Below are 24,930 nucleotides of genomic sequence, written 5' to 3'. Positions count from 1 at the left end.
AACGGGGGAAGAATTCAGGAAAGGGGATAACAATGAACCAGTTTGAAACCCTCCGTCATGACCTGCACACCAAGTACGGTCACGGATATACCCGTGCTGAAATCGATACGAAGTTGGACGAGGTCATCGCCAAGCACACCGCCAACGCCGAGCTCGTGGAATTCATCCCCGTGCTGGTAGAGCGCGAGGTGCGCGAGTTCTTCGGCGCCCACCGCATCCACGTTCGCTTCGCCGCGGGCAATAACCACGCCCTGGCCAAGGCCGCAGCGGACCTCACTAAGAAGCACGCGGGGGAGGCGCTTTACGTCGATACCGCCGCCGCGCACCCGGAAAATGACGGCAATGACCACCTGGCCCACGTCATGAGCGAGCGCGGCATGGGCCAAGCTCCTAAGAAGTACCTCGAAGAGGTGCGCACCGTGGCCATGCCGGACTACATCGTTTACCTGGGACGCGAGATCGAGCGCGATGAGGCCGGCAAGGACATCAAAATCTGGGACATCGCCCCGGCTGAGACCGTTGAGCAGGCCCGCGAGCTTGCCGATGACCTAGAAGCCCGCGTCTACTACATGCTGAACAAGCTGGGCATCGACCCGGTAACCGAGCGCGTGAATGCATAAGGGGAGGCACCATAAGCCCTGGGCCGAGGAGGAATTCCTCGGCCCTTCTTTTATTGTCCGCGTGTAAACCCGAGCAGGCGCGCGAAAGCAACTACGCTAGGTCGCTGACTACTGTTTGAATCGTTTGGAGAATCGAAGCAATCGTGACTGCCAACAACACCTCGGCCTATGAGCCCCTGCAGCGAATCTTGCTGCCCAAGCGCGGCGAACCCTTTGATGTACGCATGCTCTACCTCATCGAGGCGGAGCAAAACCGCGAGCGCTTGAGCTGGACAAACCGCACCGCCGTGACCATCCCGGCCGGCGAGGAAGCCTCCTTTGAAACCTACTTCAACGCCTTCCCAGCCTCCTACTGGCGCCGCTGGTCGCAATTGCGCTCGGTGGTTTTAAGCCTGGAGATCGAGGGTCAGGCCAACGTTTCTTTGTACCGTTCCAAGCAGGATGGCCAGCGCATCTCCGTGGCCAACCACCTCGTGGGCACCGGCCACCACGAGTTTGAGCTGCCGCTGAAAAACTTCGAGGACGGCGGCTGGCTGTGGTTCGATATCACCGCGGAAAAGGAAACCACGGTGTCGGATGCAGCCTGGTGCTCCCCGCAGGCCCCAGCGGCGCAAACGCTTCCCGATGGCACCGAGCTCGCCCCTTCCGAAAAGCGCGTCGCCGTCGGTATTCCCACCTTCAACCGCCCCACCGATGCCGTCGCTGCCCTGCAGGCCCTGGCAGAAGATCCCGTGGTGGATGAGATCATTGACTTCGTCCTCATGCCGGACCAAGGCAACCAGCACCCGGCCGATGAGCCGGGTTACGACGAGGCGGTGGCCCACTTTGGCGAGCGTTTCCGCGAATTCCGTCAGGGCAACCTGGGCGGCTCCGGCGGCTATTCCCGCATTATGTACGAGGCGCTGGAGAATACGGATTCGCCCTTCATCTTGTATATGGACGATGACATTGCCATCGAACCGGACTCCGTGCTGCGCGCGGTGCAAGCCGCACGCTATGCGGAAAAGCCGATCATCGTTGGCGGGCAGATGCTCAACCTGCAGGAACGCTCCCAGCTGCGCACCACCGGTGAGCAGGTCAACCGCTCCGATTTCATGTGGGGCGCCGCGCCGCATGCCGTGTATGACCACGACTTTGCCAAGTACCCGCTGCGCGCCATTGGCACGCCAGAAACCCATGTGGATCCAAAGAAGTACGATTCTCGCGCGCTGCACCGCCGCGTGGACGTGGAATATAACGGCTGGTGGATGTGCCTCTTCCCGCGCGTGGTGGCAGAGACCAACGGTCAGCCACTGCCGCTGTTTATCAAGTGGGACGATACCGAGTACTCCCTGCGCGCCGCCCGCAATGGCTTCTCCACGGTGACCTGGCCGGGCGCGGCCATCTGGCACATGGCTTGGGCGGATAAGGACGATGCCATTGACTGGCAGGCCTATTTCCACCTGCGCAACCGCTTGATCGTGGCCTCGCTGTACCACGATGGCGCAGTATCTGGCATTACCAAGTCCATCTTTAAGTCCACGCTCAAGCACACCATGTGCATGGAATACTCCACCATGGCCATCCAAATTGAGGCCATGAAGGACTTCCTGGCGGGACCGGACCACCTCTTCGATATCTTGGATACCTCGCTGCCGCGCATCGCGGAGATCCGCAAGAACTACTCGGATGCGGTCATCATCGAATCCGCAGACCAGCTGCCGGCGCCGACCGGCGCGCCGGGCGTTCCCACCCGCAATGTGGGCGGGCGCTTGGCCAAGGTCAAGAAGCTGCCGTGGGCAGCAAAGGGGCTTAAGCACCTGCTGAGCAAGGAGGATCCCGCGCATCACGCGGCGCCACAGCTGAACCTCACCCCGGACGAGGCGCGCTGGTTTACCCTTTCCCGCGTTGACTCCGCCACCGTTTCCACGGCCGGCGGCACGGGCGTGGCCTTCCGCAAGCGCGACCGCGATTTGGCCAAGGAGCTTATCGTTGAAACCCGCAGCCTGCTGAAAGAAATCGAAGAGAACTTCGATGACCTGCGGGCACAATACCGCGCCGCGTTGCCGGAATTGACCGCGCGGTCCTCCTGGAAGAAGGTTTTTGATGCCCAATAAGCTTTCCATCGCAGAATCCCACGTCTTGGAGTCCATCCAGAACGCCGCCTTTGACGTGCCGGGAGTGCTGCCCGCCGCCCGCGGATTAAGCCACTTGGGCGAGCACGCCCTGGGCTGGATGGGTGGCGCGGCACTTGGGGCCAGTTTGGACAAGCAACGCCGGGAGGAGTGGATTCGGATCGGTGCCGCGGCGTTTACCGCGCATGCGGCAAGCGTGGTGCTCAAGCGCATCGTCCGGCGCAAGCGGCCCGATTATTCCTACGTGCGCGTTGGGGTCAAAACCCCCTCGCGCCTATCCTTCCCGTCCTCGCATGCCACCTCCACCACGGCCTTTTTGGTGGGCCTATCCCGCCTGACGGGGTCCAAGGCACCGCTTGTGGGAGTGCCGGTGATGATGGCATCGCGTATGGTGCTCGGGGTGCACTATCCAACCGATACCGTTGCGGGCGCAGCCATTGGCGCTGCTACCGCGCGGGCAATGACGAAGGGAAAGACGCATGAGTGAGGACGGCAACCAGCACTTTCTCCATTCGGAGCCGCATACGTCCGGCGTCGATACCGGACGCAAGCGCAAGCCGCCGAAGAATTTGGCCGATGGCATGGTCAAGGCCCTGCGCCCGAAGCAATGGGTAAAAAACATTCTCGTGCTGGCCGCGCCCGCTGCGGCCGGTGCGGACTCGCTCTTTCACGGGCGCGTGCTTGTCGATGTCCTCCTAGCCTTCATCGTCTTCTGCCTCGGCGCTTCTTCCATCTACCTGATTAATGACGCCAAGGATTGGCGCGAGGACCAGGAGCACCCGACCAAGCGCTTCCGCCCGATTGCCTCGGGCGTGCTGCCCATCAAGGTGGCCTATGTCATGGCTGTGGTGCTCGTTGGCCTGTCCATCGGGCTGTCTTTTTTGGCCACCGCTGGACTAGAGCTAGCCATCGTCATGGCGGTTTATATCGCCCTGCAGCTGGGCTATTGCTTTGGCTGGAAGCATATTCCGGTCATCGATATTGCGCTGGTGTCCTCCGGATTCATGCTGCGCACCATGGCCGGCGGCGTGGCCGCCGATATTGAGCTTTCGCAGTGGTTCTTGCTGGTTGCTGCCTTTGGCTCGCTGTTTATGGCCTCCGGTAAGCGCTATGCCGAAATCCTACTGGTGGAAAAGACCGGTGCGAAGATTCGCAAATCCTTGCAGGGCTATACGCCGACCTACTTGCGCTTTGTCTGGACGCTAGCGGCCACCGCCGTGGTGGTCTTCTACTCCCTGTGGGGCTTTGAACTGGCTAATGCCGCAACCTCTGGTGGTGTGTGGTACCAGATTTCCATGGTGCCGTTTACCATCGCCATCCTGCGCTATGCCGCCGACGTGGACCGCGGCCAAGGTGGTGCGCCGGAAGAAATCGCGTTGGGGGACCGCACCCTGCAGATCCTCGCCATCGCTTGGCTGGCCTGCATCGCCATGGCCGTCTACATCATGCCATTGGTCTAAGCAGCGGTGGCATAGACGTGTTGAACTAGAAGATCTTGAGGGACCTGATATACTCACCCCACGTGGTTAACACCGGTAACAAGAGAATCGTACGTTGGAGCGTACCCGCCTCGGTTCTTATTATCGGTGTTTTTTCTTTGTGGGGTGGCTTTGCCCGCCGCTGGATCGCCGATGATGGACTCATCGTCCTGCGCACCGTCCGCAACTTAGAGGCCGGCAACGAGCCTGTGTTCAATGTGGGCGAGCGCGTCGAGGCCAATACCTCCACGGTCTGGCAATACCTCATCTTTGTGGCGCGGTGGGTAAGCGGTGCTGAGCTCGAAACGATCGCCATCTACCTCGGGCTTATCCTGGCGGTTGCGGCGATGGTGGTGGGCACGTGGGCATCGGCAAGCATGCACAAGGGAATTGTTCTTCCCGCTGGTGCCTTGGTGTATCTGGCCCTGCCACCGGCACGGGACTTTTTTACCTCCGGCTTGGAATGGAGCCTGTGTCTTTTCTACTTGGCCGTCTTGTGGTGGATGCTGATTTCATGGGCGCGACCGCGACAAGAATTGCCGCCCGATCCTCTCGTGTATGGGTTGGCATTCTGGGCGGGGCTGTCCTGGCTCATTCGCCCTGAGCTCGCCCTGTATGGCGGCTTGGTTGGCGTTGTACTCATAGTGAGCACGCGTTCGTGGAAGGTTATCGCTGCCGCCTTGCCCCTGCCCCTGGGGTATCAAGTCTTCCGCATGGGCTACTACGGCCTGCTTACGCCTCATACCGCCGTTGCGAAATCCGCGGCCGGTTCCGCGTGGGGCAAAGGGTTTGCGTATCTGGGTGACTTTATGGTGCCCTACGCGCTGTACCTCCCACTCATCGTGCTGGCAGTGGCGGCGCTATGGAAAGCCAATTTTCGCCCGCCGGCGCTGCGCTCGCTGCAGACTGTGGTTTATATATTCTTGGGCGCTGCGCTTTTGCATGCCTTGTATGTTGTGCACGTGGGCGGCGATTTTATGCATGGACGCATGTTGCTGCTTCCGCTTTTTGCCGCGCTCCTGCCCATCTTCGTAGTTAATTTACGAACCTGGTGGGCTGCCGTATTCTCTGCGGTGTGGGCTCTCGTTATTGTCGTGCATGGCCACCCGGTAGACCGCGCTGCGTACGCGGGGAAGCTTACTGTTGTGGATGAGCGGGACTATTGGACCGATATCACCAACCGGCAGGAACCACCTCGCCGGGCCGAGGATTTCCTGGGTATGGATTTGATGAATGACTACGAAAAAGCGGTGCAGGACTTGGCAGCCGGCGATGCCATGACCTTCCGCTATATCAAGGAAGGGGGCCAGCCATCGTGGACGACGGTGCCCGCGGATCCGGAACGCTCCGATCCTCCCACTGTGTATTTTCTTAGCCTCGGTCTTACTTCTATGAATGCCCCGCTTGAGGTGCGCGTGCTCGATGAAATTGGGCTCAGTAATCCCCTAGCAGCGCGCCAGCCCCGCATCGAGGGCGGGCGCATTGGCCATGATAAGAGCCTTGGTGTGGCGTGGCAGATTGCCGATTCTGCAGTGGATATTGACTCCCTATTGCTGGGGCAGGATAAAGATTCCGCGTGGCAAGCACGCACTGCGCTTAATGATGCCAATTTCCAGAAACTCTTTGCCACCTATAGGCAACCGCTAACCTGGGGCCGATTCTTAGAAAATATTAAATTTTCCCTGACAGAGGGAAGGACCCTAACCTTTTCCTCCGATCCGGGGGATTACCTGCAATGATGGTTGATAATGAGGCAAAAAGCCTGTGAGTGAACTACACTGCCTTTCAGTGAGGTTTTCGCTGAGGGGTGTTAACGATTCACAGGTTCCCAGCGATAAAGCCAAAGAACAATAATTGAGTACTTTGTGGAGGAGAAAGATGACTGCATCTTTGAGGGGACGCGTCCTATCGGTCATCATGGCGGTGGCCGTAGCGCTTGGCCTCGCCGTAGTGGCAGGCGGCACGCAGCAGGCACACGCGGGAAACCGCGATTGGCTGCGTCCGGATAATACTGGCACCTGTGAATGGGACCCAGTTGCATTTTGGGTTCAGCGCTGTGATGTCTGGTCCCCGTCCATGAACCGTAATATCCCGGTACAGATTCAGTCCGCAAAGAATGGCGGCAACGCTGGTTTCTACCTATTGGATGGCATGCGCGCTACCTACGCAACCAGCGGCTGGGTTAGCCCGCATAGCGAGGTTAATGCCGCAAAGACCTACTCGGACAGCAACCTCACCCTCGTGATGCCGGCAGGTGGCGAGTCTTCTTTCTATGCCGACTGGCAGGCACCGGGCAAGTATGATCCGAACGATCCGGTTAACTACAAGTGGGAGACCTTCCTTACCCAGGAGCTTCCTGCCTACCTCGAGCAGAACTTTGGCGTGGCCCGCAACAACAATGCGATCGCTGGCCTCTCCATGGGTGCCGGTTCCGCCATGACTTTGGCTGCTAAGCACACTGACCAGTTCAAGCAGGTACTGTCCTACTCTGGTTACTTGACTATGACGGTTCCAGGTGCCCAGACTGTCCTTCGTTTGGCCATGCTGGATGTAGGCGGGTTCAATGTCAACGCCATGTACGGTTCCCTATTTAACCCAAGGCGTTTCCAGAATGACCCGCTCATGCTGATTCCGCAGCTGCGCGATGGTGGTACCGATGTTTATATTTCAGCCGCATCCGGTATGCCGGGTCAATTGGATAAGGAAACCCTCCCACCGAAGTTCCAAGCACCGGGTGTCGCACTGGAGGTTGGTTCTCAGCTGACCACCCGCGCTTGGGAAGGCGCCGCTCGACTGCAGGGTCTGAACCCAACGGTGAGCTACCCGGCCGAGGGCTTGCATAACTGGTACCAATGGGACTACCAGCTCAATGCTTCCAAGCCACGCGTTCTCAACGCTTTGAATGCCTGGTAAGGCTCACTAACGGACTATCCCCGCGCCGTTTGAACTGCTCCCCAGTAGTTGGACTGAGAAATCAGCTACCAACTAGTGGGGAGCATTTTTCTTTGGGACTATGAAGTTCGCTAAGTGAAACGCAGCGCGAGCAAATGGTGGAGCGTTTCGAACAGGGCAGGGGCACCAAGCCGGAGGGGCTTACTGAAGGAGACAAACAGCGTCGCAAAAACGAACTGTTGCCGGCCGAAAATGCCTAGCTGAAAAATACAGATGAAGGCTTCCAATACCAGCATTCAACCTGGCGGACATTGATCCACGACAACGGCGGCGTTCAGTCGATGTCGCGTACAGCCAACTGCTACGACAACGCAGTAATAGAGAACGCTTTCGGTCACCTGAAAAGCGAGACATACCACGGAGAAGACTTCAGCACCGTCGAGGAGTTCACCCAGGCGATCGAAGATTACATCCAGTGGTACAACACCGAACGCACCCAACAATGACTTAAGGGCCTGACCCCGATGCAATATCGGAGTCAGGCCCTTGCTCCCCAAACCTTCTTGAATTAAACCCGTCTAACTCTTGGGGACTAGTTCATGGCGTTTTCGGTGGTGTTGCGGGTTCGTGCTTTGGTTAGTGGTTTTGGAGTTCTCGGGTAATGATTTGGGTCATTCCGTCGTGTCCTACGTCTGTTGGGTGTAGTGGCATGACGGATGGGGCGGTTGGGGTCTGCACGAGCGTGGCCCATCGCTGGTTGGTGTCTGGTTGGCAGGGGTCGTGGGTCTTTGCTTGGTCGTGGAGGTTGATGAAGTTGACTCCGAGGTCGTGTGCTGCGCGTCCGATTTCGCGGTTGAATTCGTCTTCTGCGATTGTTGCGCCCGGGATAGTTACTGGGAGCTGCAGCTGGTCGTGGTTTACAACGCACAGGGTGTCGTTGACGGTCATTGGGACGTAATTGACCATGGTGATGCGGGCGTTGGGTGCGGCTTTACGAATTTTGTTGAATTGGAAGTCTAGTAGTCCGCGGTAGGTGGAGGCTTTGGGAACGTCGGGGAGGGTGGCGTTGGCTAGGGCATCGAAGTAGGTTCCTTGCTGGAGACCGCCGTACATGAACACTACTTCTTTGGTGTCTTGGCCGATGTTGCCTTTTTCGATGGCGTCGTCGACGTATTGGTTGATCCAGACGCTGGTTCCGTTGCAGGAGTAGTCGGCGAGGTTGTGGTCGAGGTTGTTGGCGGTTTGGTGCGCCCAGTTGTGTTTGTCGTTGAAGCAGGGGTGGAAGGGGCGCTTATATGGAGAGGCTGATCCTCGGTCTCCTGGTGCGCCGCCGTTGGCGGTGAAGGAATCGCCGAAGGTGACCATTTCCTTGCCTTGGTCCGCATTTGCAGTCTGGGCCATGGTGAGGCTTGTGGTGAGGGCGATGAGTCCGGCGGTGATTTTGGTCTTTATGTTTTTCATATCTTTCGCTTTGGGTAGGGGATGTTTACAGGGTGCACTTTTGTGCATGGGGTTGCCCGCAAATCGTGGACACGTAGTGGAGCTACCTAGTGGTTAGGCAGCTATTTCTTTTCTGCTGGTGGTTAGGCTGGTGTGGTTCTCGAAATCGACGGGGCTGACCATCCCGAGTGCGGAGTGCCGGCGCCGACGGTTGTAGACGGCTTCAATCCAGTAGGCAACGGCCTGACGCGCAGCATCGCGGGTTGGCCAGCGCTTCCGGTCGTAGAACTCGGTCTTAAGCGTCGACCAGAACGACTCAGCCATCGCATTATCGAAACACACCCCAGTACGCCCCACAGACTGAGCAACACCTAGGTTGCGGCACACCTCCCAGAGCTGCTCGCTGGTAAATTGTGTTCCCCGGTCGGCGTGAAACACCAGCCCGTCAGGAACGTCACCACGCAGTGTATGTGCCATCCGCAGTGCTCGTTCGACCAGGAATGTATCTTGCACGCTATCCATAGCCCAGCCCAGCACCCTGCGGGAATGACCATCGCGAACTGCGCATAAGTACAACCAACCCTCGCCGGTTCGCAGGTAGGTAATGTCTGACATCCATACTCGATTGAGCTCGCCGGTATCAAACATGCGCTTTACCAGGTCAGGAAGACTCGACTTACGTTTAGATTGAATCGTTGTCGCTGGGACGAAGGCACGCGGTGAAATTCCTTCAATTCCCATCAGGCGCATCCGCTTAGCCACAGTCTTGCGGTTAAGAACAATCTGGTAGCGCTCACCTAGTTCTGCGGTGATTCGCGGGGCACCGTAGACCTCGTTGGAGTCTTTTCCAGATCTGATGAATCTTGCGATCAACATCATCGTAAAATGCTGCACGATCATCCTTACCGGATAAGCGTTGCTGCTGCATATGGGCCCATTTGTAGTATCCAGACCGAGATACCTTCAAAAGGCGTGCCATGCGCTTGATACTGAAATTCGCCTTCTCCTGCTGCATTAATTCGAACTTTTCTGATCGCGTTGCTTTGCGGCGAAGAAGGCTGTCGCTTTTGACAAAAACTCGTTATCCATCTTGGCTTCTGCCAGCTCACGACGCAGACGAGCGTTCTCAGCACGAAGATCAGCCTCGCTTAGCCCATCAGAGGATCCTCGGCGTTGACGCTCATTTTTCACCCACCGACCTAAAAGGCCAGGTGCGACACCAATTTCTTTCGCTACATGAGCAATCGGGCGTTCTGACTCGATTACTAGGTTTGCGGCTTCACGCCGGTACTCCGGCGTGTATTTCTGGCGTTGTTGACTCACAATGAACATCCTCTCTTACGGACACAAAATCCGCACAAATAGGGTGTCCACTAAACGAGGGTAACCTCATGCATGCTGTGGTTATCTTAGTGGTTTCTTGGTGAGAGTCCAGTCTGTGGTTAAGCTGGGAGATTGCTTATTGGGCGATTCCGGGGGACAGCCTCTGCATCGAGATAAATGGTGATATAACTTTGCACGGCGTGTCAGCCTTTCCAAAGCTTCAAGTTCAACTTAAACTTAAGCGCACAATAGACAGCTCACGCCGCAGGTAGCAGTCCGGAGGAGGGGAACCTTCGGAATGCGGCCGCGGTAAATCTTCAAGGACGTTTACCTATGCGCAAAAACACTTCCCCGGGCAAGGTCCGTAAGGGGCTCGCGGTAGCAGCCATGCCGACCGCCATTGCCGTTGGACTTGCCCTGCTGCCCAACGCCACCGCCCAAAGCTCTCTTGGTGACATGAGCTCCGCTCAGCCAGGCAACGGCAGCAGCCTGTCTGATCACTTTGCGCCTAAGGATCCGCCGGCCCGTACCCCAGTGGAGACCGAATACCCACAGGTGGAGGGGCTGCCGGGTGGCGTAAAGATCAACCGTGTGGAGTACCTGTCCAACCGTCACCTGATGGTTTATATCCAGTCCGCAGCCATGCCGGATCACGAGCAGAAGGTGCAGATCCAGCTCGCGCGCGACTGGTATTCGCAGCCGGAGAAGAAGTTCCCAGAGGTATGGGCACTTGATGGCCTGCGCGCCCGCGATGACGAGTCCGGCTGGACCATTGAGACCAATATCCTCAACCAGTATGCGGATCGCAACGTCAACCTCATCATGCCGGTGGGCGGCGAATCTTCCTTCTACTCCGACTGGCAGCAGCCGGATGCGGGAAAGAACTACAAGTGGGAGACTTTCCTTACCAAGGAATTGGTGCCAATTTTGGATCATGAATACCGCTCCAACCAGAAGCGCGCGGTGACTGGGCTGTCCATGGGCGGTACCGCAGCGGTCAACTTGGCGGAGCGTAACCCGCACTTGTTTGATTTCGTGGGTTCGTTCTCCGGCTACCTCGATATGACTACCCGTGGCATGCCACAGGCCATCATGGCTGCGCAGCGCGATGCTGGCGGCTACGATTCCCGCAAGATGTGGGGCGAGCCCGGCTCGCAGGATTGGATCGACCACGATCCGAAGCTGGGCATCGAAAACCTCAAGGACATGCAGGTCTATGTCTCTGCTGGTAACGGCAAGGACGACTTTGGCCAGGAAGACTCGGTGGCCAAGGGACAGGCAAGTCTGGCCGGCATGGGGCTGGAAGTTATCTCTCGGATGTCCACCCAGACCTTCGTGGATTACGCGAAGCGCGCCAATGTGGAACCAGTAGTGGAATTCCGGCCCTCCGGCGTGCACAGCTGGGAATACTGGCAATTTGAGATGCAAAATGCATGGCCGCACATTGCTGATGCCCTCGACCTTGACAAGGCTGACCGCGGTGCGGATTGTAATACCGAAGGCGATATCGCCAAGGCCACCAAAGAAGGCATACTCGGTTCCTGCCTGAATAACGAATATGATGTTGCCGGTAAGGGCAAGGCACAAGACTTCGAAACCGGTACGGCGTACTGGTCCCCGGAGAATGGTGCGCACGCCCTGTACGGCCGCATCGGCGCCCGCTATGCGGAAATCGGTGGCCCCACCTCCTGGTTGGGCTTCCCTAAGACCGGTGAAACTAAGACGATGGATGGCAAGGGACGCCTCGTGCGTTTTGAACACGGTTCCATTTACTGGAGCCCAGAGACCGGCGCCTGGGAAATTACCGGTGACATGTACAAGAAGTGGGGCGAGAAGGGCTACGAAGGCGGCGATCTGAAGTTCCCGACTGGCCCGGTAAAGAAGGTGGGCGATGGCCTTGTCCAGGAATTCCAAGGTGGCATTCTGACCCGCAACCCGGACGGCAAGAACCAGGTCTCCTTTGGTGCCATTGGCAAAAAGTACAAGGACATGGGTGGCGCTGACTCCCCACTGGGCTTCCCCACGGACGGTGAGAAGAAGGTAGAGGGCGGCTTCTTCCAGGAGTTTGAACATGGCTCCATCTACTGGTCCCCAGAATCCGGCGCGCACTACATTTTGAAGGGCGCCATTATGGATGAATGGGGTAAGAAGGGCTGGGAGCAAGGCGAGTTTGGCTGGCCCACTTCTGATTACTCCGAAATCGCCGCTGGTGGATTGAAGCAGGAGTTCCAGCACGGGACGATCAGTGAAGTCATGGGCCGCGTACAGACTGAAAAGAAGTAAGCATGCGTAAATTAGCCCTCGTAGGAGCGGTCTTATGCCTCGGATTGGCAGGGTGTGACTCTGCCACCGTGGATAGTGACTCCGGCAATGACACCTCGGTGGCGCCGCTGTCGCGCGAAAAAACCTCCGAAGAATCGACCACGAGTAGTAGCGAGTCCGCATCCAGCAGCGCTTCCTCCTCGCAGGAGCCATCCGAACCCAAGGACGGTTCCAAGGAATCCGCGGAGCCGACGAATGGGTCTCGTTCAGCGAACTCCCCAGAGGATCGCGGTGCGCGCGAGATTTCAGAGATCCCCTCCGCGCAGCTGCCCAAGGAAGAGACTGCGTACTTGGATTCGTTAAAGGATTCCGGCGTGAATGTCGAAGGGGTAGAAGATCAGCTCCTCGGCGCCGGCCAGGGCGCTTGCGGCGAGGATGACATCACCATTCCTGCGGTGGCCGGACAACTGATTGAGCAGCAACGCACTGACATGGACTTTGACGAGCTCACAAAGCTACTCCAGGACAATGCACGTTCAGCTCTTTGCTAGCTTTCTTTGAGGTTTTCCGGGTACAACTAGTTCATGCGAAAAATCATAACCGTCGTTGCCGTCCTCGTCCTTCTCGTCGTTATCGGCGCGGGGGCGGCGCATTACCTCACGAACTCGGACTCGGCGGGACCTAGCGCTCCCGAGGAGCCAGACTCCGCGGCACCACCGGAGGAATCCCAGCCGGAGTGGTGCCCGAGTGTGGAGTTCATTTCTGCGCCAGGTACCTGGGAATCCGCCGCCGACGATGATCCCCTCAACCCTTCTGCTAATCCGCGCTCGTTCATGCTGTCTATTACGCAGCCGTTGCAGGAGGCCTACGGGGATGATGTAAAGGTGTGGACCCTTCCTTATACTGCGCAATTTAAAAATATCAATGCGCAGGAGGAAATGAGCTACGACGATTCCCGCAATGAGGGCACTGCGAAGATGAATGAGGAGCTGCGCGGCATGCATGAAAGCTGCCCGCAGACCAAGTTTATTTTGAGCGGTTTTTCTCAAGGCGCGGTCATCGCCGGCGATGTGGCCGATGACATTGGTGGTGGCGAAGGCGCAATCCCCGCAGAGAATATCGCGGGCGTGGCGTTGATCGCAGACGGCCGGCGTGAAAACGGCGTGGGCCAAAATCCGGGACACGAGCTCGGCGGAATCGGTGCCGAGATTGCCTTGGAACCTGTCTCCGGACTCGTTCAGCCCATCGTGCCCGGAGCGACTATGCGCGGCGCGCGCCCGCACGGCTTCGGTGAGCTCGCGGATAGGACCTTCCAGATTTGTGCCCCCGATGACTCCGTGTGTGATGCACCCACCGGCGTGGGCAATGGTCTGGAACGCGCCAAGGATTTGATCGGGGCCAATGGAGTGCACGCGCAATACGCCAGCAACGACGGTGTGATTGATGGGACTACCGCAAATCAGTGGGTTGTGGATTGGGCACACCAGGTCATTGACGCCGTGTAACATGAGGCGCTACAGCATCGATAATTTTTTAAGACAAAAGCATTTACTAAAGGAGAATCGATGGATTTACAGCAACTCATGGGGAAGTTTTTTGACGCCGAGGGCAATATCGCCCTCCCCACAGAGCTCACCTTGGCAGGCCTGACCGAGACCCTCTACGAAGCAGACGCGGATACCTCGCAGATAGTCATGCGCCAGTGGCTCTACGGTGAGGAAGACACCGTCCGTGAGCTCAGCCGCCAAGAGATCAATACCCGGATCAAAGTGGTGGCAGCGCGCCTGCAACAAGTTGCAGAACCCGGCACCCGCGTGGCCATTCTGGCGGGCAACTCCCCTGAGTACCTCTTTGGTTTCTTGGGTGCGCTGTATGCGGGCATGACCCCGATCCCGCTCTATGATCCGAATGAGCCGGGGCATGCGGATCACCTCAAAGCGGTCTTTGCTGACTGCGAGCCCCCCATCGTGTTGACCAACCGCGTATCGGCTGCGGCGGTGCGCGCCTATTTCTCCACCGAGCGGGAGCGCCCGCGCGTCATCTCCATCAATGCGCTGCCTGACTCCTTGGCAGCGTCGTGGAAGCCGGTCGCTGGAGAGGGAGTGGAGTCCACCGCCTTCTTGCAGTACACCTCTGGTTCCACCCGCACCCCCGCCGGCGTGGAGCTCAGCAACCGCGCGATTTTGGTGAATGTGCTGCAGATCTTTCGGGCCGTAAACCTACAGTTCCCACCGCGCGTGGTCTCGTGGCTGCCGATGCACCACGATATGGGCATCATCCTGGCGTTATTCGCCACGATTCTGGGCATCGAATTGGACATGATGACCCCGCGCGACTTCATCCAACATCCCAACCGGTGGGTTGAGCGCATCAGCCGCCAGCCGGGTGAAGAGAAGAATACCTATACCGCCGTGCCCAATTTCGCCCTGGAATTGGCCGCGCGCTACGGCAAGGACGCGGATTTCTCCAACGTTGATGGCATCCTCATTGGTTCCGAACCGGTGACGGAACCAGCGGTGCAGAAATTCCTCGATACCTTCAGCATCGAGCGTTCCGTGCTGCGTCCCTCCTATGGTTTGGCGGAAGCAACCCTCATCGTTGCTACCGCGCAGGGTGAAAAACGCCCCGTCATTTCCCACTTCAACCGCGAAAAACTGGCGGACGGGCACGCTGTTATTGAAGAAAAGTCCGCTGCAACGGTGGCCTTCGCCTCGAATGGCCAGGGCGTCTCGTTCCAGCACTTGGCCATCGTAGATCCTGAAACCAAGGCCGAGGTCCCAGAGGGCACCATCGGTGAAATCTGGGTGCATGGACAAAATATGGCAACTGGCTATCTCAACCGCCCGGAAGAAACCGCGGCTGCCTTCCGCAATACCCTGGGCGAGCGCATCCAGGATGGCCTGCCAGAAGATGACTGGTGGATGGCCACCGGCGATCTCGCCACCATCATTGAGGACGAGCTGTATATCACCGGGCGCCTCAAGGATCTCATCGTCATCGCCGGGCGTAATCATTACCCGCAAGATATTGAAGGCACCGTGCAGGAGGCATCCGCGCACGTGCGCCCAGATTCCATCGCCGCCTTTGCCGTGGAGGGCGAGAATTCAGAGTCCTTGGTGCTCTTGGTGGAGCGCGCCGATAACGCGGATCCGTCCGGTGACGCCGCAGCCAGCGAGGTCATTCGCACGGCCGTAACAAAGAATCACGGCATTACCCCGAGCGATATCGTGTGGAAGGCGCCGGGCGAAATTAAGCGCACCTCCTCGCACAAGATTGCCCGCCGCGCAGCAAAAAAGGACTACCAAGCTTAAAGCCGGATTCGGACGTTAAGTTAACGAGGTGACAAAATAGAGCGATATAGGTATTTGTCGTTCTATTAACCCCACTAGGAAAGACGGTTTATGACCATCGAGCAACTTCGTGCATGGCTGCGTGACTGGGTATCCCAGGCCACGGGCGTTGCCGCCACAGAGATTTTAGATTCCACCCCACTGGAAAACTATGGTCTTTCCTCTCGAGATGCCGTGGTGCTGTCGGGTGAATTAGAAAATCTTTTAGGCACGCGGCTCGATGCCACGGTGGCGTATGAGTATCCCACGATTGAGCTCCTAGCCAATCGCCTGCTTACTGAGCCTGCGGGGCGCCGCGACGATGTACCGCGTGTGCAGCGCACAACTCGCGCCGCGCAGGGGTCAGATATTGCGGTTATCGGCTTGTCCGGTCGTTTCCCAGGCGCTAAAGATGTGCCGGAGTTCTGGACCATGCTCGCAGAATCGCGCGCGGGCACTGGTCCGCTGCCGGTGGGGCGGTGGTCTGAGTACAGCGCCGACCCGGTAATGAGCGAGAAGATCGCGCAGCACAATACCGATGGCGGTTATATCGACGATGTTGCATCTTTTGATGCGGAGTTCTTCGGCCTGTCGCCGTTGGAGGCCGCGAATATGGATCCGCAGCAGCGCATCCTGCTCGAGTTGGTATGGCACGCGCTGGAAAACGCTGGCCTTCCCGCCAATGAGCTGCGCGGCACGCACACGGGCGTGTACATGGGCTCGACCAATAATGATTACGGCATGCTGATTACCGCCGATCCCACGGAGATGCATCCTTATGCGCTCACGGGTAATTCCTCGGCAGTCGTTGCCAATCGCATTTCCTATGCCCTGGATTTCCGCGGCCCCTCCATCAATGTGGATACGGCTTGCTCGTCTTCCTTGGTTGCGGTCGATCATGCCATCAAGGATCTGCGCACCGGTGCCGCCGATGTAGCACTGGCGGGTGGCGTGAATATCTTGGCCGCCCCGCACGCCTCCACCGCTTTTTCGGAGCTTGGCGTGACCTCTCCTACCAGCGCCATTCATGCTTTTTCTGATGACGCCGATGGCATCGTGCGTGCCGATGCCGCCGGTGTGCTGGTACTTAAGCGCCTGGAGGATGCAGAAGCCGATGGCGATGAAGTCCTAGCCGTCCTCAAGGGCTCTGCCGTCAATTCCGATGGCCACTCGAATGGCCTGACCGCGCCTAACCCAGAAGCGCAAGAAGACGTACTGCGCCGCGCCTACGCGGATGCGGGCGTGGCGCCCGAGGACGTGGATTATGTGGAGGCTCACGGTACGGGCACCATCTTGGGCGATCCCATTGAGGCCAGCGCGCTTGGTCGCGTGCTGGGTGCTGGGCGCGGGATTGAATCGCCGGTGCTCTTGGGCTCTGCCAAGACCAATATTGGCCACTCCGAATCCGCCGCGGGCGTCGTGGGCCTTATCAAGGTCATCGAAGCCATGCGGCACGATATTATCCCGGCAAATATCAATTACTCCGGGCCCAATCGCTACATCGATTTCGTGGGCGAGCGCCTCGAGGTCGTTGAAGATCCGCGCGAGTGGCCGGAATACTCCGGGAAAAAGGTGGCCGGCGTATCGGGCTTTGGCTTTGGCGGCACGAATGCCCACGTCGTATTGACGGATTACCAGGGCACCCCGCGCACCAGCGAGCCGCAGCTATCCACCGACACGGTGGCGTTGCCGGTCTCTGGCCTCTTGCCCTCTCGCCGCGCGCGTGCGGCGAGCCTGCTCGCGGATTTCTTAGAGGCAGAACAACCAGACTTAGCCGATGTAGCGCGCACGGTCGCGCGCCGCAACCACGCGCGCTCGCGCGCCGTCGTCATGGCCAGCTCCATTGAAGAGGCCATTAAGCGCCTGCGCCAGGTGGCCGAGGGCAAGGTGTCTGTCGGCATCGCCGCGGCGGATTCCCCGCAGGTGCAGGGGCCGGTCTTCGTGTATTCCGGCTTTGGCTCGCAACACCGCAAGATGGCGAAGGACATGATCGCCCTCTCACCGCTGTTTAGCGAGCGGCTGAAAGAACTCGATGCCATCGTGGATTTCGAGTCGGGCTGGTCCATCCTGGACATCGTTAAAGACGATTCCCAAACCTATGACACGGAAACGGCGCAGGTTGCCATCACCGCCATCCAGATCGCGTTGACGGACCTATTGGCCTCCTTCGGCGTGCGCCCGGCGGGCGTTATGGGCATGTCCATGGGTGAAATCGCTGCGGCCTATGCCGCAGGTGGCATTTCCGCGCAGGATGCGATGATTATTGCCTGCCACCGCGCGCGCTTGATGGGTGAGGGAGAGGCATCGCTAAGCGATGCCGAGCAAGGAGCCATGGCAGTCGTCGAGCTGTCTGCCGAGGACATTGCCGCCCTCGATGCATCCATTGAGCCAGCCGTCTATACCGGCCCCGGCATGACCACCGTGGGTGGCCCGCGCCAGGCGGTACTGGAGCTGGTGGAAAAACTCGATGGGGAAGGCAAATTCGCCCGCGCGCTCAACGTGAAGGCCGCGGGGCATACCTCTGCCGTCGACCCGATTTTGGGCGAACTCGAAGCGGCCATCGCCGGCATGGAGGCCCACCCGCTGCACACAACGCTCTTTTCCTCCGTGGATAAGGGTGAGGTCTACCGCCCCGGCACCACCGTCCACGATGAGGATTACTGGCTGCGCATGACCCGCTACCCGGTGTATTTGCAGGACGCTACGGAACAGGCCTTTGCCGCAGGGCACACCCAGCTGGTGGAGATTTCGCCCAACCCGGTGGCGCTCATGGGGCTTATGTCTACCGCGTTTGCCGTGGGCAAGGCCGATGCGCAATTGCTGTATAGCTTAAAGCGCAAGGTGGACCCCACCGAGTCCTTGTTGGATCTGTTGAGCAAGCTCTACGTAACGGGAACTCCGGTTAATTTCGCCGCCGTATTGGGCTTGGGCGCGCATGCGGAAGCACCGTACACGCAGTTCAACCGCCAGCGTTTTTGGACCAATGCGCGGCCTTCGGCCGGGGTCTCCGGGCTGCCCGGCACCCGCGTGAACTTGCCGGAGGGCAAGGTGGCCTTTTCCACCAACGCTGACCAAGCCCCGTCCGCGCTGGCCATCGTGGAGGCCGCCGCAGAAGCGGTACAGCCTGGGGCACACATCGTGGCCGCGGAGGAACACCGCGATCTCCCGCCGTACGGGGAAATTACCACCGTCGTCACCACGTCCATCGGCGGCATGTCCATTGCCGTCTATAGCGTGCAGGACACGCGCACTGAGCTCTTGGCGGAAGGTTTTGCCTCCGGCCTGGACTTGGGTGCGGGTGCGATCCCTGGGGTTGCAGCGGTGCCAGAGAGCAACACCACCCCAGAAACGGCTGTCGATGAGGCGGGCGTAGATGCGGTGCGCTGGGATCCGCGGCAAGAGACCGTCGAGGACCGCCTGGCGCTTATCGTGTCCGAATCCATGGGCTATGACGTCTCGGATCTGCCGCGCGAGCTGCCACTGATTGACCTGGGCCTGGATTCCTTGATGGGCATGCGCATTAAAAACCGCGTGGAAAATGACTTCCAGATTCCACCGTTGCAAGTGCAGGCGCTTCGCGATGCCTCCTTGGCAGACGTCATCACCATGGTCGAAGAGGCCGTTGCCGGCGGACACGTCGATAACAGTGATAACAGCGGCGGCGATGTTGCACCGGTTTCAGAGCCCGCAGCGCCCGCAGCAAGCGAGGCTGCGGAGGCAGCGGAGAAGGGCGTGGGCGTTGCCCCGCGCGATGCTTCTGAGCGCATGGTCTTTGGCACGTGGGCAAGCATTACCGGCAAGGCCCCGGCGGGAGTGACTTCGCCGCTTCCGGAAATCTCTGCGGAGATGGCCGCACAGATTGCTGAGCGGCTGCGCGACCGCGCCCATATCGATGTCACCCCGCAGCAGGTCCTCGATGCTGAGGTATTGGAAACCTTGGCTGACTTGGTCCGCGAGGGCCTTGAGACCGAGGTGGAAGGCAATATTCGCGTCCTGCGCGAGGCCGATGGTCCCGCCGTATTCATGTTTCACCCGGCCGGTGGAACCACGGTGGTCTACCAGCCGCTGACCCGCCGGCTGCCAGCGGATGTCGCTGTCTATGGCGTCGAAAGGATTGAAGGCTCCTTAGAAGAGCGAGCCGCTGCTTATATCGAGGACATTATTCGTTATGCGCGCGGCCGCAAGATCGTCCTCGGTGGTTGGTCCTTTGGCGGCGCCTTGGCATATGAGGTGGCTTACCAGCTGGCCGAGCGCAGCAAGCGCGGTGAGGACAGTGTGGAGGTCGCGTTTATAGCCTTGCTCGATACCACGCAGCCTGCCCACCCGGCACCGGATACGCCGGAAGAAACCCGCGCGCGGTGGGAGCGCTACGCCGCTTTTGCCAAAAAGACCTATGGCCTAGATTTCGAGCCGCCGTACGAGATGCTGGAAACCATGGGCGAGGATGCCCTGATGACCATGCTGGCGGAATTCTTGGCCACGACGGATGCGTCCGAACACGGCCTATCCGCCGGTGTCTTGGAGCACCAGCGCGCGTCCTTCGTGGATAACCAGATTTTGGCCAAGATCGACTTCCACCGCTGGGCCGAGGTCAGCGTTGCCGTGTTGCTCTTCCGCTCGGAGCGGATGCATGACGGTGCGGTGGAGCTGGAGCCGCGCTACGCTGAGATTGATCCGGATGGCGGCTGGGGCGCTATCGTTAAGGATCTAGAAATTGTGCAGCTGCCTGGTGATCACTTGGCAGTGCCGGACGAGCCAGCTATTGGCACCGTGGGCAAGCATATGAACGATTGGATCGAGGAGAAGATACGTGGCGGCCAAGCAAACAACCGCTGAGAAACTCGCTGACCTGCGCAAGCGCCTAGAAGAGGCGCAAGATCCAGGCAGCGATCGCTCCCGCACACGCCGCGACGAGGCGGGCCGTACCACCCCTCGCCAACGCATCAACGAGCTCTTGGATGAAGGTTCTTTCGTGGAAACCGGCTCCTTGGGTAAGACCCCGGGTGACCCGGAAGCCATTTATTCCGATGGCGTGGTCACAGGCTATGGCCGCGTATCCGGCCGGCCCGTGTGCATCTATGCCCACGATAAGACGGTCTACGGCGGTTCCGTGGGCGTGACCTTTGGCAAGAAGGTCACCGAGATCATGGATATGGCCATCAAGATTGGCTGCCCAGTCATTGGCATCCAAGATTCCGGTGGCGCCCGCATCCAAGATGCGGTGACCTCGTTGGCCATGTATTCCGAAATTGCCCGCCGCCAGTTGCCGCTATCTGGCCGCAGCCCGCAGATTTCCATCATGATGGGTAAATCCGCCGGCGGCGCGGTCTACGCGCCGGTGACCACTGACTTTGTCATCGCGGTGGATGAGGAAGCGGAAATGTATGTCACCGGTCCCAACGTCATCCGTGAGGTTACCGGTGAAGACGTCACCTCCGCTGAACTCGGCGGCGCCCGCCAGCAGGAGCTCAACGGCAACGTCTCCGCGGTGGTGGATTCTGAAGAAGACGCCTTTGACATGGTCCGCGATATTTTGGATCATTTGCCGTTGACTTGCTTTGATGAGTCGCCGACCTTCCCTGCGCCTTCTGATGCCGAAATCACCGAAGACGAGGACCTAAATTCCTTTATGCCGGATGACACTAATGCCGGCTACGACATGATGGATCTGCTCACCCAGCTTGGCGATGACGATGAGCTCATCGAAATCCAAGAAAACTTCGCGCCGAATATGATCACCGCCTTTGGTCGCATCGACGGCAAAACGGTGGGCTTTGTGGCTAATAATCCTATGCATTTGGCCGGCTGCATCGATGCCGATGCCGCCGATAAGGGCGCGCGCTTCATCCGCATCTGCGATGCCTACAATGTCCCTCTCGTCTTTGTCGTCGATACGCCCGGCTACCTGCCGGGCGTGGAACAGGAGAAGGTGGGCCTGATTCACCGCGGTGCGAAGTTTGCCTTCGCCGTCGTGGAAGCGACCGTGCCGAAGGTCTCGCTCATCGTGCGCAAGGCCTACGGCGGCGCCTATGCCGTCATGGGGTCGAAGAACTTGAGCGGCGATATTAACTTGGCGTGGCCTACCGCGCAGATCGCCGTCATGGGCGCGGCCGCCGCCGTGGTCATGATCGCGGGCAAGCAGCTCGAGGCCGCCGAGACCCCAGAGCAGCGCGAGATGACCAAGAAGATGTTCATGGACTTCTACGATGAGACCATGACTGCGCCCTACGTGGCAGCGGAACGCGGCTACCTCGATGCCATGATTCAACCGAATCAGTCGCGCATTGCCTTGCGCCAGGCGCTGCGGCAATTGGCTACGAAGTCGGCGCATGACCTGCCTAAAAAGCACAATATTGCGCCGATGTAACGCTGTGCTGCGCTGTTGCGATACCTAAATAATAGTTTCGTGACAGCTAAAGGAGAATCCCTTGTTTAATTTGCTCTACGCTCTCGACCTGATTGGTGAGATCATTGGCTACGCTTACTGGGCGTACAACCAGTTCGCAGCAGGCCTGCCAATTAACGTGCCGTTCTAAGCTGAGAACGTTCGCACAAATTTAAAGCTTCGAGGCTAAACAGCAGGATGCGTGATTGAGGATGTCTCGTTAGAGGGTCTGGGCTGGTGGTACTGGTCCTTTTCCACTCTTTTACGATGATTACCGGTCTTTGACTGGGAAAGACCGTACACAACTTCCTGCTGTGCTAGCCGGTTCGGATCGCGATGAAAGGATGAGTAAAAATCATCCTCGATGCCTTGTCAGTGGCGGGGATGGTCAAGTCCGTAGAAGTGGTGTATCTGTTCTTTCTGAGTCGAGGACAGATATGTAGCGCTTTTGCTGGATCCAATTATCATGTTGTTCGGCTAGCACAGAGCCGACCAGGCGGATCACAGACCTGCGGTAAGGAAGATCCCTACAGCGTCGGTACGCCGCCGGATTTCCCGATTCAGGCGTTCTGTCGGGGGTCAGGCTCACTTAATGCTCAAGTGTGAAAGAGGACTAATGAACAGGCATAAAGTAACTCCTAATGCGATTGTCGTTGCACTATTTGGGCTGGCAATTTCAAGTTATGTTGGCATCGCAAACAAGTCGATCCTCGGATTTTTCGTCCTCATACTGCTCACCATAGTTGGAGCAGTACTGGTCAACCGCATCAAAAACAGGCATCAGGAATAATCGGCGAGTAAAATTGTCTGCCGGACACTAACCCCATGTCGGCATCCTGACGAAACGTTTTGTCATCGTTTATTCTTGCGTTGTTTGGCGGGGATTCGCGTGCTCTCCTGCCCTCGGAGATGACCACTGTCTGGTGGCCATCTGATACCGGCCTAGTCGGCTTGGCGCAATTGTAATCTACGACCATGTCTACGTACTGGGAACAGTTCACACGCGATGGTGTGGCTGTCTAAGAGAACAATACGTCCACTTTCCGGGGGTCAGGCACATTGAGCTTTAACACGTGGCACATCCGTGTGAGCCGAGTACTCGGTTCGGTGGTCATAGACAAACTGGAAGTGGATTACCAGCGTGTCTCTTCGGCAAAATATTTCGCGGCCTTGCGCAGGATATCGCGTTCTTCGCGCAGCTTAGAGACTTCTTTTTCTAGCTGGCGGATCCGTTCGGAATCAGTCGTCGCCTGGGCCTTGTCACGCAGGGTCTTCGTGCGGGCGCGTTTGCCGGTGCCGTACTGCTTGATCCAGGAATAAAGTGAGGAACGATTGACTCCAAGCTCTGCTGAAGCCGCGTGAAGTGAGAGGTCCTCATTGTTTTCGTAGAGGGCCACAGCATCACGTTTGAACTGTTCGGAGTACCTAGGCATGGTGGTAGATTACCTTTCTTCCCAACCCAACCGGGCTGGATATCAGGTGTCTACCAAACAGGGGTCAGGTCCCTCAGCGACATCCAACTGCGTCAGCCCACGATGCTTTCGCTGCTGGCGCACAAATGCGCCCAAAGTCGCGGTGTCCACTTGCTCCCTAGCGGATCGATCGCGCCGGAATGGTCAAGTCCGGTGGAGTGGTGTATCTGTCCTTTCTGAATCGGTGGATCGGGGGGGGGACAGTGTCAGGGGCGGTGTTGGGGTCCGTCTCGGGGTTGATGTTGGTTCATTAGGAGGCTGCCTTGATGGTGTCTGCGTCGTTGGCGTGGATGGTATTGGTAGCTCGTCGGGTGTGTTCCAAGCTTGCTAGTGACATATAACGTTTCTGCTGAATCCAATCGTCATGCTGTTCAGCTAGTACGGCGCCGACGAGGCGGATGACTGCTGCGCGGTTGGGAAATATTCCTACAACGTCGGTACGCCGCCTGATTTCACGGTTCAAACGCTCTGTTGGATTATTGGACCATACCTTCGTCCATACAGCTTTGGGCGTGGCTGTAAACGCGAGTATCTCATCTAATGATTCTTCCAGGTAGTCGGCTGCGTCGGGAAAACGCTCGGTGCAGAAATCTACGACCTGGCGGGCTTGGTCCCAGGTAGCTTGCGCGTCGGTTTGCTGGAAGATGGAGTGAAACATTCCCGATAGTGTTGTCCACTGGCGTTTTGACACTTTTGAGGACAGGTTCTTAGCAAAATGTGTCCGGCAGCGTTGCCAGCTGGCTGTAGGTAGTACTTGACCAACAGCAGCTTGGATTCCTAGGTGCGCATCGCTGGTGACGAGATAGACTTCGCCAAGACCACGGGCTTTGAGGTCTTGGAAGAATCCGGTCCATGATTCCACGGATTCTGATGTTGCGACCTGCATGCCTAGTAGTTCACGGTAGCCGTCTTTGTTAACGCCGGTAGCGATAAGCACACTGGTTTTAACGACACGTCCGCCTTCGCGGACTTTCATTGTCAATGCGTCACAGGACAGGTAGTAATACGGCCCTGAATCCAGTGGGCGGGTTCTAAAGTCAGCGACCATCTCGTCGAGTTCTTTGGCCATGTCAGACACTTGTGATTTCGACAGATTGTTAATGCCCAGCGTGGCCACCAAATCATTCATGCGTCTAGTGGAGACCCCTTTGAGATAACACGTGGCTATCACGGTAGTCAGGGCTCTTTCGGTGCGGGTGCGCCTTTCTAAGAGCCAGTCGGGAAAGAATGCGCCGTGACGTAGCTTCGGGATAGCAACGTCAATGCTTCCTACCCTGGTGTCTAAGGGACGGTGGCGGTAGCCATTGCGGGTATTAGTCCGTTGTGGAGATACCGTGGCGTAATCAGCGCCGCAGACAGTGTCAGCCTGGGCCGAAAGTATCTGGTTAATGAAGTCTGTCAGCATCTGGCGCATCAAGTCTGGGGAGGCTTGGGTGAGCAATTCTTCCAGATACGCAGTGGGATCGATATGATGGGGGTTAGCGGCCATCGCGGTTACATTCCTTTCGAGGATAAGTAGAAGTTGATTCGAAAGGTACCCGTGATGGTCGCCTTATTGTGCACCGGCACGAGGCTTACCACGGGTTACAGATACACCACACTAGTGGACGCAACC

Annotated in this window: 15 protein-coding genes and 4 pseudogenes; 14 read left to right on the top strand and 5 right to left on the bottom strand. The window is 58.2% G+C overall.

Features of this window, described 5'->3' with window-relative positions; genetic code table 11:
* The first annotated feature begins 32 nt into the window (after window positions 1–32).
* The 7 genes and pseudogenes from HMPREF1257_RS09385 to HMPREF1257_RS09355 form a co-directional block, all read left to right on the top strand.
* Window positions 33–620, top strand: a complete 588-nt coding sequence (locus tag HMPREF1257_RS09385; RefSeq protein ID WP_023024315.1) for a three-helix bundle dimerization domain-containing protein — start codon at window positions 33–35, stop codon at window positions 618–620.
* Window positions 621–763: 143 nt separating this feature from the next.
* Complete coding sequence (locus HMPREF1257_RS09380; protein ID WP_023024313.1) at window positions 764–2,716, top strand: glycosyltransferase; 1,953 nt, start codon at window positions 764–766, stop codon at window positions 2,714–2,716.
* Entirely contained in the window at window positions 2,706–3,221 is a 516-nt protein-coding gene (locus tag HMPREF1257_RS09375) for a phosphatase PAP2 family protein (protein ID WP_023024310.1), read from the top strand. The genes HMPREF1257_RS09380 and HMPREF1257_RS09375 overlap by 11 nt, the downstream gene beginning before the upstream one ends.
* On the top strand, window positions 3,214–4,194 hold the full coding sequence (locus HMPREF1257_RS09370; protein WP_023024308.1) for a decaprenyl-phosphate phosphoribosyltransferase: 981 nt from the start codon (window positions 3,214–3,216) through the stop codon (window positions 4,192–4,194). The genes HMPREF1257_RS09375 and HMPREF1257_RS09370 overlap by 8 nt, the downstream gene beginning before the upstream one ends.
* 62 nt (window positions 4,195–4,256) lie before the next feature.
* Complete coding sequence (locus tag HMPREF1257_RS09365) at window positions 4,257–5,951, top strand: hypothetical protein (RefSeq protein WP_023024306.1); 1,695 nt, start codon at window positions 4,257–4,259, stop codon at window positions 5,949–5,951.
* A gap of 139 nt (window positions 5,952–6,090) precedes the next feature.
* Entirely contained in the window at window positions 6,091–7,125 is a 1,035-nt protein-coding gene (locus HMPREF1257_RS09360) for an alpha/beta hydrolase family protein (protein ID WP_023024303.1), read from the top strand.
* A 239-nt stretch (window positions 7,126–7,364) separates the two neighbouring features.
* Window positions 7,365–7,610, top strand: a pseudogene (locus HMPREF1257_RS09355) (IS3 family transposase); the annotation flags it as partial.
* A 130-nt stretch (window positions 7,611–7,740) separates the two neighbouring features.
* Here the strand turns inward: HMPREF1257_RS09355 and HMPREF1257_RS09350 are convergent.
* Window positions 7,741–8,565, bottom strand: a complete 825-nt coding sequence (locus HMPREF1257_RS09350; RefSeq protein WP_023024297.1) for a GDSL-type esterase/lipase family protein — start codon at window positions 8,563–8,565, stop codon at window positions 7,741–7,743.
* A 93-nt stretch (window positions 8,566–8,658) separates the two neighbouring features.
* Window positions 8,659–9,876, bottom strand: a pseudogene (locus HMPREF1257_RS09345) (IS3 family transposase).
* Window positions 9,877–10,200: 324 nt separating this feature from the next.
* Here HMPREF1257_RS09345 and HMPREF1257_RS09335 point away from each other — a divergent pair.
* From HMPREF1257_RS09335 to HMPREF1257_RS09310, 6 genes are all read left to right on the top strand, one after another.
* Window positions 10,201–12,150 (top strand): alpha/beta hydrolase-fold protein, encoded by a 1,950-nt coding sequence (locus tag HMPREF1257_RS09335; RefSeq protein ID WP_023024295.1) that lies wholly within the window; start codon window positions 10,201–10,203, stop codon window positions 12,148–12,150.
* 2 nt (window positions 12,151–12,152) lie between these two features.
* Entirely contained in the window at window positions 12,153–12,680 is a 528-nt protein-coding gene (locus HMPREF1257_RS09330; RefSeq protein ID WP_023024294.1) for a hypothetical protein, read from the top strand.
* Window positions 12,681–12,713: 33 nt separating this feature from the next.
* Window positions 12,714–13,634 carry a cutinase family protein gene (locus HMPREF1257_RS09325; RefSeq protein WP_023024292.1) on the top strand — a complete coding sequence of 307 codons (921 nt, stop codon included), beginning with the start codon at window positions 12,714–12,716 and terminating at the stop codon, window positions 13,632–13,634.
* A 60-nt stretch (window positions 13,635–13,694) separates the two neighbouring features.
* A complete protein-coding gene (locus HMPREF1257_RS09320; RefSeq protein ID WP_023024290.1) occupies window positions 13,695–15,440 on the top strand; it encodes a FadD32-like long-chain-fatty-acid--AMP ligase in 1,746 nt (581 codons plus the stop codon).
* Window positions 15,441–15,530: 90 nt separating this feature from the next.
* Window positions 15,531–20,294 (top strand): type I polyketide synthase, encoded by a 4,764-nt coding sequence (locus HMPREF1257_RS09315; RefSeq protein ID WP_023024288.1) that lies wholly within the window; start codon window positions 15,531–15,533, stop codon window positions 20,292–20,294.
* Complete coding sequence (locus tag HMPREF1257_RS09310) at window positions 20,269–21,825, top strand: acyl-CoA carboxylase subunit beta (RefSeq protein WP_023024286.1); 1,557 nt, start codon at window positions 20,269–20,271, stop codon at window positions 21,823–21,825. Before HMPREF1257_RS09315 ends, HMPREF1257_RS09310 begins: the two co-directional genes overlap by 26 nt.
* Window positions 21,826–22,231: 406 nt before the next feature.
* Here the strand turns inward: HMPREF1257_RS09310 and HMPREF1257_RS11995 are convergent.
* Window positions 22,232–22,419: pseudogene (locus HMPREF1257_RS11995) on the bottom strand (transposase); the annotation flags it as partial.
* Between the two features lie 40 nt (window positions 22,420–22,459).
* Here HMPREF1257_RS11995 and HMPREF1257_RS12530 point away from each other — a divergent pair.
* Window positions 22,460–22,633 carry a hypothetical protein gene (locus HMPREF1257_RS12530; RefSeq protein WP_023024284.1) on the top strand — a complete coding sequence of 58 codons (174 nt, stop codon included), beginning with the start codon at window positions 22,460–22,462 and terminating at the stop codon, window positions 22,631–22,633.
* Between the two features lie 268 nt (window positions 22,634–22,901).
* Here the strand turns inward: HMPREF1257_RS12530 and HMPREF1257_RS09305 are convergent.
* Window positions 22,902–23,276: pseudogene (locus tag HMPREF1257_RS09305) on the bottom strand (transposase); the annotation flags it as partial.
* Between the two features lie 289 nt (window positions 23,277–23,565).
* A complete protein-coding gene (locus tag HMPREF1257_RS09300) occupies window positions 23,566–24,804 on the bottom strand; it encodes an IS256 family transposase (RefSeq protein WP_023024270.1) in 1,239 nt (412 codons plus the stop codon).
* Window positions 24,805–24,930 lie beyond the last annotated feature (126 nt).

The sequence above is a fragment of the Corynebacterium sp. KPL1814 genome (genome assembly GCF_000478175.1).
Taxonomy (GTDB): Bacteria; Actinomycetota; Actinomycetes; order Mycobacteriales; family Mycobacteriaceae; genus Corynebacterium.
The sequence above is the reverse complement of the archived record's forward strand: the minus strand, read 5'-3'. Positions and strand labels throughout refer to the sequence as shown.